Here is a 14,943-nt window from a genome sequence, read left to right as displayed (position 1 = left end):
AGTTAATCCTCTGCTCACCGGGTACTCCCGTCTTAGTCTTGGGATCTGGGTCAGGCTAACCCCAGCGCTTGGACGATCCCAAGAAGTCTCAGGAATGCGAGAGATGATTTGATTTGGACAGGAATATGCAAGGATCCCTCGCCTCTGAAACGCTGATGGTTGGCCACCCACAGGCCCACGCTGAGCACCCGGATCATCGCGTCTTCGGCATCTTGATGTTTTTGGTGGCAGAAGGCTGCCTATTTTTGGGGCTTTTCATGGCCTACCTGGCCTACAGCCTCACCGCTCCTGTCTGGCCCCCGGAGGGAACCCCAGAGCGGGAATTGCTCTTGCCCGGGATCAACACGGTGATTTTGCTCTCCAGCAGCTTTGTCGTTCACAAAGCCGGGTCGGCCATCAAGGCCAATGATGTCAAGGGCCTGCGACTGTGGTTTGCCCTCACAGCCCTGATGGGGGCGGTTTTCCTGGCGGGTCAACTCTATGAGTACAGCAACCTGGAGTTTGGCCTCACCACCAACCTGTTTGCCAGCACCTTCTATGTTTTAACGGGGTTTCATGGTCTCCACGTGATGGCAGGGTTGCTGTTCATTTTGGCGGTGCTCTGGCGCTCCTTTAAGCCCGGCCACTACAGCGCTCAACATCATTTTGGCGTCGAAGCTGCTGAGATCTACTGGCACTTTGTGGATGGGGTTTGGGTTGTGCTGTTTATTCTGCTCTACTTGCTCTGAGCTCGGCCTTCACCCAATATAGCCACGATTTGGATCAGCGCTTCTTGAAAGGCATCTCGTTCCGGCTGTCCTTGCTTGAGGTTGTATTCCAATTGCAAAAGCTGCTGCATTGCTTTCAGTAAAGCTGTGGTCTTCAGGGATCCCACCTCTTTTTGCAGAAAGTAAACCCGATTGGGATTCCCGATTTCTGCTTTCTGGGCGATGACTTTGGGATCCCGTTCTCCCTGATCCAGCAGCAGCCGCACCCATAGCCAGGTGCGAAATTGGCCTACCAACACCGCCAGAATCCTCAGGGCCGGCTCGTTGTGATCCAGCAGATGGGTCAAGATGCGTAGGGCTTGTTCCAGATTCCCTTTGCGCAGGGATCCCGCCAACTGAAAGCTGTTGTAGGCGCTGGCGGGAACTAACGCCTCGACTTGTTCAGGAGAAATGGGATCCTGTTGACCTGCCGTAAACAGGGCCAGCTTTTCCAATTCCATCGCCAAGCGACGGGAGTCATTGCCCACCGCCTCGGCCAATTTCTGGGCGGCTGCCGGGCTGAGGGCCAGATCCCGTTGTTCAGCTTCCCGCTGCACCTGCTGGAGAATGCCCTCCTCATCCCAAGGGGCCAGTTGGGAAAACTCGCGGACAATGGCCGTTTTCTTGAGGATTTTGGTGGATTTCAGGCGCCCATCGGGTTTATTGCTGGTGGTCAAGAGCAGATGGGTGGTAGGGGGTAACTGGGCCAGTGTGCGCTCCACTTCTTCCCACAGATCTTCCGGGCAATGTTGGGTGAGCGTCGTCTCTTCTAGCCAAACCAAGCGGGCGTTGGATCCCAGCGGCGGGGTCATGGCTTGGTTGAGCCCGGCAACCGTGGATTCCGGCGGCAGGCGATCGTAGTTAAAAGCAGCCCAGTGGGGATCCAGCACTTGATCCCGCAACTGCTGCACCGCCTGCATCAGGCGATAGGTGTCATCTCCCCAGTACAGGTAAACGGGCACGCTTCGACCGAGTGATTTACGAGATGCTTTTCCCCTACTTCCTCCATTTTGCGTAGGTCAGTTCCCCTTGTCTAAGCGGTTTGGCCGGGATCCCTGCTCAACTTGGTGGAGGGAGTCAGTCCAAGTGAAGATACCGAGCCCAGCTTGACTCAAAAAGTTCTGTATTCCCACTGAAGAGGTTTCGTAGACCTTCTCCTACAGTTGAATTAGGAGCAGAGACTGCAGGGTTAAAGATTATGGATGGCATTGGCGAGTTTGAGTATAAGATGCAAATCTTAGCCCGTTGCATGGGATCCGCCCTGGGTCTGGGCCGTCCTACTCGTATTCAGATTCACTATTCCAACTCCAATTCCCAGAACGCAGTTAGAGCCAAGGAAGGTTGGTCTGGATCCCGCTTAGGCGATCAAATCCCTTCTCCTAATGCCGAAGGCGAAAGAGGATCTCAAGGTCAAGTGTTAGCCTGTGTTGCCTGAAGAATCTTTTGAGAATCGGTCTGTGGTAGGTCAGGAGATCTTCGATTGCGGCAATCCAACATTTGATTGAAGATTGAGATAGAGCTTTTTGTAGTTTTTCCTGCTGTTCTTCTTTGCTTTTTACAGAGACTTGTTCTTAAGATTGAAAACCTAACTTTGATAACTCCTCGATGCCTTTTGTCTTGTAGAGTCTTGTGAGTCAGCCGGTTCTTTGTTTTTGTTGAGGGGTACTTTGTCCGGCTGGCGCGATAAGAAGTTGCGCTCTTCTTCGTTGTCTCTTTGCCTCTGGGGATATAGACTAAAGCTTTGTCCCGCTGGTGAAACCAGTAGGATGACTTGAGGTGTGGGGATTTGGGCCCAACACGCCCCAGAGGATTATGGAACGAGCAACGCAACTGTGGCAGGGTTTTCTGCTGCGCGACTTTCCCATCAAGGCTTGGCAGCAGGGGAGCCTTTTGGGCCGCCTGTTGGGATCCCTGCAAAGTTGGGGGAAGAGCAGCATATTGGTTCAAACTTCCGACCGGATTGGCCTGGGGCTAGTGCTGCTCTACTGGATTTTCTCTGCGCAAAGCTCCACCGGCATCCTGGGCCTGATTTTGCTGGCTATGGCCGCTCTGGTGGGCCTGGGCACTTTGGTGGAAACGCCGATTGGGCTGCCGCTGCATCTGCCCCTGGGCCTTTTCTGGGGAATTGCCACCTTGGCAACGATTCTCTCTCCGGTTCCCTACGCAGCGCGGGATGGCTGGCTGAAGCTGACTCTTTATCTAGCCGGCTATCTGTTGTTGCATCGTCTGCTGCGCAAACCCCAATTCCGAGATGGGATTGTGGGATCCCTGCTTTTGGTCAGCTTGGTGATGGGGATCCATGGCCTGCGGCAATACTTATATGGGGCAGCGGAACTGGCCACCTGGGTGGATCCGGAGTCGGGCTTGGCAGGTCTGACGCGGGTGTACAGCTATCTGCGCAACCCAAATCTGTACGGGGGCTACTTGATCCCGGTCATTCCCCTGGGGCTGGCCGCCACTTGGATTTGGCCCAGTTGGGGGGCGAAACTCCTGGCCGGGTTTACGACGGCGGTGAACCTGATTTGCCTGTTGCTCACCTACAGTCGTGGCGCCTGGATTGGGGGGCTGGCCACGCTCACCCTGATGGCCGTGCTGTTGGCACAGTGGCATTCTGTCGATTTGCCGGCTCGTTGGCGGCGTTGGGCCTTGCCGGTTCTGTTGAGTGGAGGGGGGGCCGCTTTGTTGCTCGGAATCCTGACGGTACGCCCTCTGCGGCTGCGGGTGCAGAGCCTTTTTTGGGGGCGGCTAGACACCAGCAACAACTTTCGGATCAACGTCTGGGCGGCGGTCTTGGACATGATCCGCGACTTTCCCATCTTGGGGATCGGCCCCGGCAATGTCGCCTTTAACCGCGTCTACCCCCTTTACCAACGAGGCAACTTCAGCGCCCTTGGAGCCTATTCGGTGCCTCTGCAGCTCACCGTAGAGACTGGCTTCATCGGCTCCTTAACTTTCGCCTGGTTCCTCTTGGTGCTCTGGGATCACGGCTGGAGATGCTGGAAAACTTTGCTCAACTTGCGGGATCCGCAGGGTCTATGGGTGGCAGCAGGCTTGGCCGCTTGCACCGGCATGATGGCCCACGGCTTGGTGGATACCATCTGGTATCGTCCCCAGGTACAAATGCTGTGGTGGCTTGCGGTAGCGCTTATTACAGCCAGCTTGGCCTCTCTCAGCCCTCAGCCGCTTACAGATGCTGGTGAGACGCCAGTGGGGACTTCCTCCCGTTAAGGTAGCTTAAGCTTGGCCTTCCGGTCTTGACGGGAGCAAATCCAGAGTGGTAAGCATCTTCAGTAGGAGATAAAAATGTATCTGTTTTTACAATTTGCAGGTGTCAGTAGTGTTAGAAATTAGCGGAATTGTCCGGGGTGCAGGAGGCAAATGAAAAAAATCGAGGCCGTAATCCGGCCATTCAAGTTGGATGAGGTCAAAATTGCTTTGGTCAATGCCGGAATTGTCGGCATGACTGTAAGTGAAGTACGGGGTTTTGGCCGGCAAAAGGGACAAACCGAGCGTTATCGGGGATCCGAGTACACGGTAGAGTTCCTACAAAAGCTGAAAGTGGAGATCGTGGTTGAAGATGACCTGGTGGATACGGTGGTGGAGAAGCTGATTGCAGCGGCTCGCACCGGTGAAATCGGGGATGGCAAGATTTTCATCAGCCCCGTCGAAAAAACCATCCGCATTCGAACTGGCGAGCTCAACCAAGATGCCCTATGAGAAGGGATCACGTTCAGGGTTTGGGTTGCCCGGCCTGAGCCTCGTGTGAGTTTGCTTCATGTCTCTTTTGCTGTATATCTGATGAGGTGTTCTTGCCCTACTTTTCGGGTAATGTGTTGCGAGAAGTACTGTCACTTTAGGTGAGTCGAAAAGCATGAGTACGACAATGATCCAAAAGCTCAAGAGCCAGGTGCCCCAGTGGCTCTGGCGACCGGCCAGGTGGAGTCTGACTGCTGCTCTAATGGCTGCGCTGGTCTTTCTATTCGGCCAGGGAACTGCCTTTGCTCAAGAGGCCGAGGCAGTTCAGAAACACGCTGACGTTGTTTGGACGATCGTGGCAGCAGCCTTGGTGTTCTTCATGCAGGCGGGGTTCGCCATGGTAGAGACGGGCTTTACCCGCGCCAAGAATGCCGCCAACATCATGATGAAGAACTTGATGGACTTCTGCATGGGCTGTTGCGCCTTCTGGTTCATCGGGTTTGGCCTCATGTTCGGCAAAAGTACTGGCTTCTTCGGCACTGACTGGTTTGCTTTTGGCTGGCAGCAGGCTTACGAGGCAGATGGCTGGCCCTTTACTTTCTTTGTCTTCCAGATGGTGTTTGCCGCTACCGCCGCCACCATTGTTTCCGGAGCGATGGCAGAGCGCACCAAGTTCTTGGCCTACTTGATCTACTCCATCGTTATTTCTGGGCTAATCTACCCCATCTCTGGGGGTTGGGCCTGGAACGGGCTGTTCGGCGACTACAACGGCGGCACAGCCGGCTGGCTGGAAAATCTGGGCTACATTGATTTCGCTGGATCGGGGGTGGTGCATTTGGTAGGCGGCGCTGCGGCCTTGGCAGGCGCCATTGTGCTCGGCCCTCGCATTGGCAAGTACGGCCCTAATGGAGAGCCGCGGGCGATCCCTGGCCACAACCTGCCGCTGGGGATGTTGGGGGTGTTTATCCTCGCCTTGGGCTGGATCGGGTTTAATGCCGGTTCCACCACTGCAGCCTCTGTCGATATTGGCTGGATTGCCATGAATACGCTGCTGGCAGCTTCGGCTGGAGCAATTGGGGCGATGTTCACCTCTTGGGTTCATTTTGGCAAGCCGGATATGACCTTTGCCGCCAACGGTGTCCTGGCCGGCTTGGTGGGGATCACTGCCCCTTGCGATAGCGTCCATCCTTTGGGTGCTCTGATCATCGGCTCGGTGGCCGGGATTCTGGTGGTGATTTCGGTGGTGATCCTGGATACGGTGCTGAAAATTGATGACCCGGTGGGCGCGATTTCGGTACACGGCACCTGTGGTATCTGGGGGGTGTTGGCAGCAGGGATCCCCTTCTTTGCCAATGCCAACTATGCTGAAGAGGTCACCTGGGCCCAATTTGGGGTACAAGTGGTGGGCGCTCTGGCCTACTTCCTCTGGCCCTTTATTACCTGCTTGATCCTGTTCTATATCCTCAAGGCTGTAACCGGCCTGCGCACCAGCGCCGAGGAAGAGATCGCCGGTTTGGATGTGGGCGAGCATGGCAACGTGGCCTACCCCGACTTCGTTACTGCTGCCACCGATTCGGAGCAATCTTGAGCCGTTGTGCTCGGTCTGACTTGGGGTTGCCGGATCGGAGCATTGCTGAACTGAGCATCAAATGAGCATCAAAAGGGAGGGTCAGGGCTGGCCCTCTCTTTTATGGCTTGTTGATGTATTTGGTGGCATTGGTGTAGGTGGTTACGGGTAGGAGGGGAGAAATAGCTCAAAATCGAGGTGTGGGACTTGGAATCGAGATGAAAAGTCAGATAGGTGAGACTGTTTTCTCTCGTCTTCGGCAGGGGATCCTTTTGGGTTTGAGGACAGGGGGGAAAGTCCTGCTGGGGGTTGGAGCTTTGCTGGGGTTGGGAAGTTTGGTTGCCCCGCCTGCTCTGGCCCAGATGGATCTCACGGCTCTGGAACAGGCTCTCCCACCCGAGGCTTGGGCTGAGCTACAAACCTTACTGAAAACTCAGCAATACCATGCCGACATCGTCTGGACAACGGTGGCCGGGGCGCTGGTGTTTTTCATGCAGGCGGGCTTTGCCATGGTGGAGGCGGGCTTCACGCGGGCTAAAAATGCTACCAACATTGTCCTGAAGAACCTGATGGACTTCTGCTTCGGGGCCTGCGCTTTTTGGTTTTTGGGGTTTGGGCTGATGTTCGGATCCCATATGGCCGGTTTTTTGGGCACCAACTGGTTTTTTTTCAACTGGCAACAGGGAGCTGAAGCCGGCAGTCAAAACGATGCTTGGCCTTTCACGTTCTTCTGTTTCCAACTGGTGTTTGCCGCCACCGCTGCCACCATTGTCTCCGGGGCAATGGCGGAACGCACCCGCTTTTTGGCTTATTTGATTTACTCCATCGTCATCTCTGGGGCGATCTACCCGATTTCCGGGGGCTGGGCCTGGAATGGCCTGTTTGCCGACTACAACGGTGGTACAGCCGGCTGGCTGGAAAACCTGGGCTACATTGACTTTGCCGGGTCGGGGGTGGTGCACTTGGTGGGTGGGGCTGCAGCTTTTGCGGGAACTTTGGTGTTGGGGCCGCGCTTGGGCAAGTATGGTCCCAATGGGGAGCCGCGGGCTATTCCCGGGCATAGCTTACCCTTGGGCATGTTGGGGGCGTTGATCCTGTGGCTGGGCTGGATTGGCTTTAATGCCGGCTCTACAACGGCAGCGATTCCTGATATTGGCTGGATTGCTTTCAATACCTATTTGGCCGGGGCGGCAGGAGCCATCGGCGCTCTCTGTACTTCCTGGGCCATTTTTACCAAGCCGGACATGACGTTTGCAGCCAATGGGACACTGGCGGGGCTGGTGGGCATTACTGCTCCTTGCAACACTGTTCATCCTTTGGGGGCAATCCTTATCGGCTCGGTGGCCGGGGTGTTGGTGGTGTTGTCGGTGCTGTTTATCGAGGGCACCTTGAAGGTGGATGACCCGGTGGGGGCGGTGTCGGTACATGGGGTGTGCGGCGCTTGGGGGGTCATTGCTGCAGGGATCCCGTGGTTTGCCCATGCGGAAGCGGGGGTGACTTGGGCGGTGTTGCCGGTACAGATTCTGGGGGTTATTGCCCTGGGAGGATGGTCTTTTATCTGTTGTCTGGCTTTGTTTTTGATTTTGAAGGGCACCATCGGTCTGCGCGTCTCGGCAGAAGAAGAGTTGGCCGGCTTGGATATTGGCGAGCACGGCAACATTGCCTACCCTGACTTTGTCACTGCTTCGGGAGAGTTGGAAGGTTGAGTTGAGCAGTACACTGGGATCCGGTTGGATGCACTTTTGGATCCCATGCACCTTCTGATCCCGGCGGCTGGCAGCGGCAAGCGAATGGGAGCTGCGGTCAATAAGCTGTTGCTGCCGCTCTTAGGTCAGCCGATTTTGGCTTGGACGTTGCAGGCTGCGGATCGAGCCAGCTCCATCGAGTGGATCGGCATTCTCTCCCAACCCGGCGATTGGCCAGCCATCGAGCAGATCCTGGCGGCAATGGATCTGTCCACTCCGGTGCAGCTTTTACAAGGGGGGGCGACGCGGCAGGAGTCGGTTTGCAAGGGGGTTGAGTATCTCTATGGGTGGGGGACGGTGGAACGGGTGCTGATTCACGATGGGGCCCGCTGCCTGGCTACCCCTGAGTTGTTCGATCGCTGCAGTGCCGCTCTGCAGCAGGTGGATGGTCTCATCGCGGGGATCCCTGTCAAGGACACGATTAAAGTCGCTGAGGCAGGCCCAAAAGGGATCCAAATTCAGTCAACCCCAGAACGCAGCCGGCTGTGGGCAGCGCAAACGCCGCAGGGGTTTCGCCTGTCGATGCTATGGCAAGCCCATCGGGAGGCTCTGGACCAGGGTTGGCAGGTAACCGATGATGCAGCCCTATTCGAGAAGCTGGGTTGGCCAGTCTACATCGTCGAAGGGGAGGAATCCAATCTGAAGCTAACCACCCCCCTGGATGTGTTGCTGGCCGCACAAATCCTGCAGCAGCGTCTCGGACCAGCGCGTTAGCTCAATTCAATCCCGGTAGGGCCAGTCTCAACCTTGGGAATTAAAAGTAGGAAGGAGGAAATCTAGGTTCACTAAGAGCACTTTGATCACCCCATCTCTTGTGGTCCGTTGGAAATGAAAATGATAAGTCTGGCTGTTTAGAATCTAATGCACCCAAGACACCTGAGACCAAGCAAAAGATGAGATTAATGCACTTTTCACTTTCTTCATAAACTTGCCGTTCTGAGAACCGAACTACAACCCAGCCTCTATCCGCTAGATAAGCATCACGCTTACTTTGCTTAGGATCATTCACAGTATGGGCTGGCCTACACAGATTACCTTCAAGAAACCATGGCTCATCAATTTCAATGTCAATGAGTAAAACGAGTGATCTTTTTCCATCTCTAGATACCTGCATTGCGATATCAGGGGTATAGCACCGGACACTAGACTGCTCTATGCACCAGCACCAGTTGCCCATGCCGATTGCAGCTTGCCCATCAAAGGCTGGGGTAGCTCGGGTAGATTTGGCCTAACAGGGCGTTCCTGCATTCGAGGTAGTTCAGGTTCCGTTGGGCGCTCCGGCATCTGTGGCGGCTCCGGCTCCAGCGGACGGGCAGGCATCTGCGGCGGCTCAGGCTCCGGCGGGCGAGGTGGGAGATCTGGCCCCCTCAGGAGGAGGGCAATCGGCTGGGGTAAAACAACGTAGGGATAATAGTCTTTCCGAACGTACCTTAAGATCGAATACAAATGCCTACCTTGGACTTCCGTGTTCTTAGCTTGAGCTTTCAGGTGAGCTTTCTAGAAGTCTCGCATTGCACTTCGTTGCGCTTTACCGAGAGATTTAGGTCTAAAGTCATTTTCTTGACCCTGACAGCTTTCAAGGCTACCCTAGGGCTTTGCCAGAGGTTCAGAGTGATTAACCGCTTTGCTCGCGTCAGCGGGCTGTGGTCTCCAAACCCAGATGTCGGCATCGCCATTGAAGCGCAGTTCCAAAGTCTGTACTCTAAGCTGATTGATACTCTTCTTATTTGTCAAGACTTGTTTGTAAAGACTTTAGAAAAGGGATCTTCAAAAAAAGAGACCTTCGAATCCCCTCATGGACGGAGTGATTAGCTCTATCCTCTCTGAAGTGGTTCCCTGCTGCTAGGATGCACGCTGCTGGGGTAGGAAGAGACCGAATGAGCGAACAGACTGTGCCCTATTGGCCCGTCCACATTGTCGGCGCCGGCCCTGGGGATCCCGAGCTGATTACCCTGCGGGGGCAAAGACTGCTGGCGGAAGCCGATGTGGTGTTTTATGCGGGATCTCTGGTGCCGAAGGGACTGCTCCAGCACTGTCGCCCTGGGGTTGAGGCCATCGACACGCGCTCCTTCACACTGGAAACGCTGGTGGCACAAATGATCCAACGGGTGGAAGAGGGGCTGCGGGTGGTGCGGCTGCAGGATGGGGATCCCTGCCTTTACGGCGCTTTACACGAGCTGCTGATCCGGCTGGCGGAGGCAGGAATCCCTTTTGAGATCGTGCCGGGAGTAAGCGCCTTTCAATTGGCAGCCGCCCGTTTGCAGGTGGAGTTGACCATACCCAAGTTGGTACAGACGATTATCCTCACCCGCGCCAGCGGTCGCACCCAGGTACCGGAAGCAGAAGCCCTGGCCAGTCTGGCAGCCCACCGCGCCTCTTTGTGTCTATATCTGAGCGCCCGCCACGTAGAACAAGCGCAGGCAGATCTGCTGGCTCACTACCCCGCCGATACCCCGGTTGCCGTTTGTTATCGCTTGGGTTGGCCGGACGAACAGATCTGGCTGGGATCCCTGGCCGAGATGGCCGCCCTCACCCGGCAAGCCGGCTTAGAACGCACAGTGCTCTATCTCGTCAGCCCTGCCTTGAAAGGCTTGTCAAGCTCCAGATCTGCCCGCTCGCGGCTCTACAGCCCTGACCACACCCACCTCTTCCGTCCCAGAATGGGCCGGCAGCCCCGTTTGTAACAGGCTCTTTCAGTATATTGACGGACTCCGGCAGATTGAGCACAATGAGGCAGCGAGATGAAGTCAGAGGCCTGGACTTCTGGCGAGGGGGTACTCGTTTTTGCCGAGAGAAGTGGAGCCCTCTTGGATTGGAGTTGTTACAAGACCATTTTTTCACTCTCTAACTTAACTTTGCGAACTCTAACTTTATGGCTGGCTCATCTGCTGCTCGCAGCGTGGAAACCCTGATCAAGGCTCTGCAGAAGGCCCTGGCCCCCCTGCCAACCCGTTCGGCCCTGAAGCAAGATGTCCTTTACCTCATGGTGGATCTCCCACGGCAGGGGATGTTTAGCCGCTCTATGGTGTTGCATCGAGTTGCCAGCCAATTGGGGGGCTTGCCTGTGCAGGGAGTTAGCCAACTGGTGGTGTACGGTCGGCTTCAGGGGGAAACACAGCCGCAGTGGAAAAAAGTCTTCTACTTGTCCTCTGGGGAAAGCAGTGCCGATGCCACGCAGATTGTATTACCGGGCACCAAGATTTCTGAGATCAAGGTGCTGGAGGCCCAAAAACCTGTTGTGGATCCCGACCACAACTCCGATTTTCGCAAAGTTAAAACTCTGGGGGCACCGGTTCCCAAAATTCAGAAAGAGCGCTGGCCAGAAGCGGCTCCAAGCCAGGCCTCGGTTGGCCATGCCCCTTCCCAAGACGGGATCCCGACCCCTCTGCCCACACCTGCTCGCTCCGGTTTTCCTATCACTGTTCCGGTCAACGTTCGGACACTTGGCCAATGGTTACACAGACCCACCCTACGGCCCTTCCTGGGGGGAGCCCTGGCTTTGTCTCTCCTGGTGGGGGCCGGGTTGGTGATGCATTCCTTCCGGCAGCCCGATGTTCCTGCCCGAGCCAGATCGCTGGGGTTGGGGATCCCGCTGTTGATCTTGGCTGCAGGGGGGGGCTGGCTGGGTTGGCAAGGCCGGCGTGTCGATGACACCCTTGAGCGAGAAGAGGGATCCCAGGATCCCTTTACAGAAGGGCTGTCCTTTTTACAGGCCAATCCAATTCCTGAGGCAGTGGAGCGGTTTCAGGAGGCTGTGCGGCGACAGCCAGATCACGTAGAGGCCCACGTTGAGCTGGCCCATCTGTTGGCGAAAACCAACCGACTGCAGGAGGCATTGAGCCACTACCAACAGGCCAAACGCCTGAACCCGAACTTGAGCGGCATCAACACCCACCTGGTGGAAACCCTGAAGGCCCTGGCGCGGCAGTGGTTGGCCCAGCATCAGCCGGATGAAGTCTTGATCCATTTGCCCGAAGCGCTGCCCCTCACCCAGGGATCCGCCCAAGCTGAGATCTATAGCCTGCTCGGCCAAGCCTGGGCAGAGAAGGGCAACTGGGCAGAAGCGTTAGCTCAGCAACAAAAGGCCCTGGGGCTGGATCCCCACTTCAGCGAGGCCCATCTTTGCGTTGCTCAAATTCGCCTCAAGCTGGGGCAATGGGACGAGGCCATCGATTCCTGTTGGGCTGCTTTGGAGTTGAATGATCGCCTGGGCCTGGCCCACGCTGTGATGGGACAAGCGCTGATGCGCAAAGGTCAGCTAAAAGCGGCAATCGCAGCCTTCCGAACTGCCCTCAGCCTGGATCTCAGTCCTGAGTTGGCAGCCGCTGTGCGGGTGGATCTGGGTTTGGCAATGGTACATGCAGGCCATCTGGCTCAAGCCAGCCAGGAGTTCAGCCAGGTGGTCTTCAATGGCCAGTTCAAAAGACAGCAGGCTCGCGCCTACTACGGCTTGGGCCTGGTGTTGGCAAGCCAAGAGCAATACAGCGAAGCTGTGAAGAACTACCGGCGGGCTTTGGAGCTGGCCCCCGATCTGCACGCAGCGATGGCCGCCATTGGCCTAGCCTACCTGGGCCCCAAACAACGGGATGCCTCTGGGCGCAAGTTCATCCAGCCTCAACAGTTGCAGCAGGCTATGCAGCAGTTTGAACAGGCTTTGAAAGGAGACCCAGATCTGCCCGAAGCTCACTTTGGCCTGGGAGAGGCGTCGCGCATTAAGGGGGATTTGACCTCAGCGGAGATCAGCTATCGACGGGCCATTCGCAGCAATGGCAGCTATGGAGCAGCTCACTATCGCCTGGGATCCGTCTTTGCCCGCCAAGGCAAGCTGGATCAGGCCATTGAACACTTTCGCTCGGCTTTGGAAATCGCTCCCAACTTCTCCGAAGCCAGAGTGAGCCTGCAACGGCTTCTCTCCAAACAGATGGAAGAGGCCCATACCGGCCTACTCGTCCCGTAAGGTGGGATAGGATCTTCCAGTTAAGGTTCTCTCAACCCATGACACCAACGCCAGGTTGGGTGGTCAGCCCTGCAACCGCCATCCAGCTCATCCAACAAGGGGCAACGCTTCTGGATGCACGCGGTGCGGAATTGCAAGCCGACGGGATCCTCAAGGGTTCAATTCCGGTGAATTGGACAGAGTTTGCTCAACCAGAGGCTGCAAACAGCGGCAAGCTGTTGGCAGATGATGCCCTTCTCACCGAAAAGCTGCAAGGCATTGGCGTGTTTCGGGAGCGTCCGGTGGTGGTGGTGGCCGATCCGCTGCGGGGCTGGGGAGAAGATGGACGAATGGTTTGGATGTTGCGCAGCTTGGGTCATCCCCAGGCGGTTATGGTGGATGGGGGCTATCCGGCCCTGGTGAATGAGGGAGTGCCGACCACAGCCCGACAAAGCGCCGACGAACTGCAACGGGGCGATTTTGTGGTGCAGCGAACCGACCGGTGGGAGATCGACCGGGACACTCTGCGGGCCAGCCTTGGCTCCGACCGTGTGGCCATCCTCGACAGTCGCGAAGCCCAAGAATACGAGGGAGCCACCCCCTATGGTGAGGCGCGCGGTGGGCACATCCCCGGTGCTGTGCATCTCTACTACAAAGAGCTGATGGACATGGCGGGATCCCTGTTGCCGCCCGCTGCAATTCACGCCCGCCTGCAAAAAGCCGGGATCTCTCCAGAAGCCGAGATCGTTGCCTACTGCACAGCCGGGGTTCGCGCCGCTTGGGTCACGGTGGTTTTGACCCACTTGGGCCGGCAGGCCAAAAGCTATTCCGGTTCCATCCTGGAATGGGCAGCCGGGGATCCCCAGGAGTTCCCGCTCCAGCCATGAGGGGATCCCTGCCCACTGTGATCTTGGCCGGATGTGGCTATGGAGCCATCGACGCCTTGCGGGCGCTCAAAGGGCAGGCACGGGTGATCGCCATCAACCCCTATCCCTACAGTGTTAATTCGGGCATGTCCACACGGCTGCTGAGCGGTCGGTTTTCTCTAGAGCTGGTGCGGATCCCTTTGCTGGAGCATATTCAAGCCAACGGCGCCCAGTTTTTGCCGGGGCGAGTCACCCACATCCAACCCGAAGCCCGAACCCTGACCCTGGAGAGCGAAGCCGGGATCCAAACTCTTGCCTACGACTATCTGTTGGTGAATGTGGGCCGGGAGTTGCGCACCATTGATGGGATCCAACATGCCTTTACCATTCGACCGGCAGAACAATTGGTGGCCGCCCGAACTTGGATCCGGCAGTGCTGGCAACGGGCTGCCCAGGGGGATCCGACGCCGGGTCTGTTGACCTTTGTGGTGGCAGGGGGAGGCTGTACCGGCACAGAGCTGATGGGGGAACTCTACGATCTTTGCCGGGAAATGAGCGCAGAAACAGGGATCCCCTTAGCTCAAGCCCGGCTGATCCTGATCCATCGCCAGGCCCATCTGGTCGAGGGCTTCTCGGAACCCTTCCGCCGGGCCGTGGAAAGGGAAATCCGCCGTCTGGGGGTGGAAATCTGGGCCGGATGTCAGGTGAAAGCCTTTGGGCCGGAGCAGGTGTGGCTCTCGGATGGCACCGAGTTGATAGCTCAGACCCGCCTGTGGGCAGGTGGCTTCCAGGCGCCGGCCTGGTTGAGCACCTGCGGCTTGCCGACAGGGCCGACGGGATCCCTGCTTGTGGATCAATACCTGCGGGTGCAAGGCTCAGAGCACATCTTGGCGGTGGGGGACTGCGCTGACTTTGTTTGGGGATCCCGCCTCTTGCCCAAGATCGGCGTGTACGCGGTGCGCCAGGGGCCAATTGCAGCCCAAAACCTGCTGCGGCTCATCCGCGGCCAACCTCTGATCCCCTACCGACCACAGGCCACGGTTTTTGTTTGTGTAACGGTGGGGAACCGCGTTGCCGTTGCCGAGAAAGGCAGGCTGGTCTGGCGCGGCTATGCAGCCACGGTGCTGAAGAACTTTTTTGATTGGCTGTACATGCGCAAACTTAAGCCCCTGCGCTGGCAGGAGTTTTTCTACTGACCCAACCCTGCCAAGAACGGGGTTAAGATCAAGACCGGATGGGTCGAGTTGGGCTTGCTTCCCAGAAATTCTGAATGTCTAGGTTATGGCTGTTCCCAGCAGCAAGGGGGCACAACATTCCAAATCGCAGCGAAGCAGTGCTCTAACTCCCCTCTCTCCTTGTAGGGCAAGCAGTAGCGAGGGTTGACGCA

Annotated in this window: 12 protein-coding genes; 10 read left to right on the top strand and 2 right to left on the bottom strand. The window is 56.8% G+C overall.

Annotated features, from left to right (window positions below; all coding sequences use genetic code 11):
- Nucleotides 1-125 precede the first annotated feature (125 nt).
- Nucleotides 126-728, top strand: a complete 603-nt coding sequence (locus ACVWZ1_RS04580) for a cytochrome c oxidase subunit 3 (protein ID WP_457502647.1) — start codon at nt 126-128, stop codon at nt 726-728.
- On the opposite strand, the gene holA is transcribed toward ACVWZ1_RS04580, so the two are convergent.
- Nucleotides 716-1,708 (bottom strand): DNA polymerase III subunit delta, encoded by a 993-nt coding sequence (gene holA / locus ACVWZ1_RS04575; RefSeq protein WP_457395271.1) that lies wholly within the window; start codon nt 1,706-1,708, stop codon nt 716-718. The genes ACVWZ1_RS04580 and holA overlap by 13 nt on opposite strands.
- An 850-nt stretch (nt 1,709-2,558) precedes the next feature.
- Between holA and ACVWZ1_RS04570 the strand changes: the two genes are divergently transcribed.
- The 5 genes from ACVWZ1_RS04570 to ispD all read left to right on the top strand — a co-directional run bounded on the left by ACVWZ1_RS04570 (nt 2,559) and on the right by ispD (nt 8,468).
- On the top strand, nt 2,559-3,974 hold the full coding sequence (locus ACVWZ1_RS04570) for an IctB family putative bicarbonate transporter (protein ID WP_457502646.1): 1,416 nt from the start codon (nt 2,559-2,561) through the stop codon (nt 3,972-3,974).
- Between the two features lie 150 nt (nt 3,975-4,124).
- Nucleotides 4,125-4,463 carry a P-II family nitrogen regulator gene (locus tag ACVWZ1_RS04565; RefSeq protein ID WP_011430352.1) on the top strand — a complete coding sequence of 113 codons (339 nt, stop codon included), beginning with the start codon at nt 4,125-4,127 and terminating at the stop codon, nt 4,461-4,463.
- A gap of 154 nt (nt 4,464-4,617) precedes the next feature.
- Complete coding sequence (locus tag ACVWZ1_RS04560; RefSeq protein WP_457466750.1) at nt 4,618-6,030, top strand: ammonium transporter; 1,413 nt, start codon at nt 4,618-4,620, stop codon at nt 6,028-6,030.
- A gap of 341 nt (nt 6,031-6,371) precedes the next feature.
- Entirely contained in the window at nt 6,372-7,715 is a 1,344-nt protein-coding gene (locus ACVWZ1_RS04555; RefSeq protein WP_457502659.1) for an ammonium transporter, read from the top strand.
- A 45-nt stretch (nt 7,716-7,760) separates the two neighbouring features.
- Nucleotides 7,761-8,468, top strand: coding sequence for a 2-C-methyl-D-erythritol 4-phosphate cytidylyltransferase (gene ispD / locus ACVWZ1_RS04550; protein WP_457466758.1), 708 nt, complete (start codon nt 7,761-7,763; stop codon nt 8,466-8,468).
- Nucleotides 8,469-8,508: 40 nt separating this feature from the next.
- On the opposite strand, the gene ACVWZ1_RS04545 is transcribed toward ispD, so the two are convergent.
- The gene (locus tag ACVWZ1_RS04545; protein WP_148202775.1) at nt 8,509-8,868 is read right to left on the bottom strand and encodes a DUF559 domain-containing protein; all 360 of its coding nucleotides are present in this window, start codon (nt 8,866-8,868) and stop codon (nt 8,509-8,511) included.
- 763 nt (nt 8,869-9,631) lie between these two features.
- Between ACVWZ1_RS04545 and cobM the strand changes: the two genes are divergently transcribed.
- From cobM to ACVWZ1_RS04525, 4 genes are all read left to right on the top strand, one after another.
- The gene (gene cobM, locus ACVWZ1_RS04540) at nt 9,632-10,438 is read left to right on the top strand and encodes a precorrin-4 C(11)-methyltransferase (protein WP_457466748.1); all 807 of its coding nucleotides are present in this window, start codon (nt 9,632-9,634) and stop codon (nt 10,436-10,438) included.
- 188 nt (nt 10,439-10,626) lie between these two features.
- Nucleotides 10,627-12,711, top strand: coding sequence for a tetratricopeptide repeat protein (locus ACVWZ1_RS04535; protein ID WP_457502645.1), 2,085 nt, complete (start codon nt 10,627-10,629; stop codon nt 12,709-12,711).
- Nucleotides 12,712-12,749: 38 nt separating this feature from the next.
- A complete protein-coding gene (locus ACVWZ1_RS04530) occupies nt 12,750-13,577 on the top strand; it encodes a sulfurtransferase (RefSeq protein ID WP_457502644.1) in 828 nt (275 codons plus the stop codon).
- The gene (locus ACVWZ1_RS04525; protein ID WP_457502643.1) at nt 13,574-14,752 is read left to right on the top strand and encodes an NAD(P)/FAD-dependent oxidoreductase; all 1,179 of its coding nucleotides are present in this window, start codon (nt 13,574-13,576) and stop codon (nt 14,750-14,752) included. The genes ACVWZ1_RS04530 and ACVWZ1_RS04525 overlap by 4 nt, the downstream gene beginning before the upstream one ends.
- Nucleotides 14,753-14,943: the final 191 nt, after the last annotated feature.

This window comes from Thermostichus sp. MS-CIW-25 (genome assembly GCF_054060015.1).
Note: the sequence above shows the minus strand (reverse complement) of the source record. Positions and strands in the feature narration are given on the sequence as shown.

Excerpts from the sequence above, each read along its gene's own strand:
- ACVWZ1_RS04580 (WP_457502647.1), top strand. The coding sequence starts at position 126 with ATGCAAGGATCCCTCGCCTCTGAAACGCTGATGGTTGGCCACCCACAG.
- ACVWZ1_RS04570 (WP_457502646.1), top strand. The coding sequence starts at position 2,559 with ATGGAACGAGCAACGCAACTGTGGCAGGGTTTTCTGCTGCGCGACTTT.
- ACVWZ1_RS04565 (WP_011430352.1), top strand. The coding sequence starts at position 4,125 with ATGAAAAAAATCGAGGCCGTAATCCGGCCATTCAAGTTGGATGAGGTC.
- ACVWZ1_RS04560 (WP_457466750.1), top strand. The coding sequence starts at position 4,618 with ATGAGTACGACAATGATCCAAAAGCTCAAGAGCCAGGTGCCCCAGTGG.
- ACVWZ1_RS04555 (WP_457502659.1), top strand. The coding sequence starts at position 6,372 with ATGGATCTCACGGCTCTGGAACAGGCTCTCCCACCCGAGGCTTGGGCT.
- ispD (WP_457466758.1), top strand. The coding sequence starts at position 7,761 with ATGCACCTTCTGATCCCGGCGGCTGGCAGCGGCAAGCGAATGGGAGCT.
- ACVWZ1_RS04545 (WP_148202775.1), bottom strand. The coding sequence starts at position 8,868 with ATGCAGGTATCTAGAGATGGAAAAAGATCACTCGTTTTACTCATTGAC.
- cobM (WP_457466748.1), top strand. The coding sequence starts at position 9,632 with ATGAGCGAACAGACTGTGCCCTATTGGCCCGTCCACATTGTCGGCGCC.
- ACVWZ1_RS04535 (WP_457502645.1), top strand. The coding sequence starts at position 10,627 with ATGGCTGGCTCATCTGCTGCTCGCAGCGTGGAAACCCTGATCAAGGCT.
- ACVWZ1_RS04530 (WP_457502644.1), top strand. The coding sequence starts at position 12,750 with ATGACACCAACGCCAGGTTGGGTGGTCAGCCCTGCAACCGCCATCCAG.
- ACVWZ1_RS04525 (WP_457502643.1), top strand. The coding sequence starts at position 13,574 with ATGAGGGGATCCCTGCCCACTGTGATCTTGGCCGGATGTGGCTATGGA.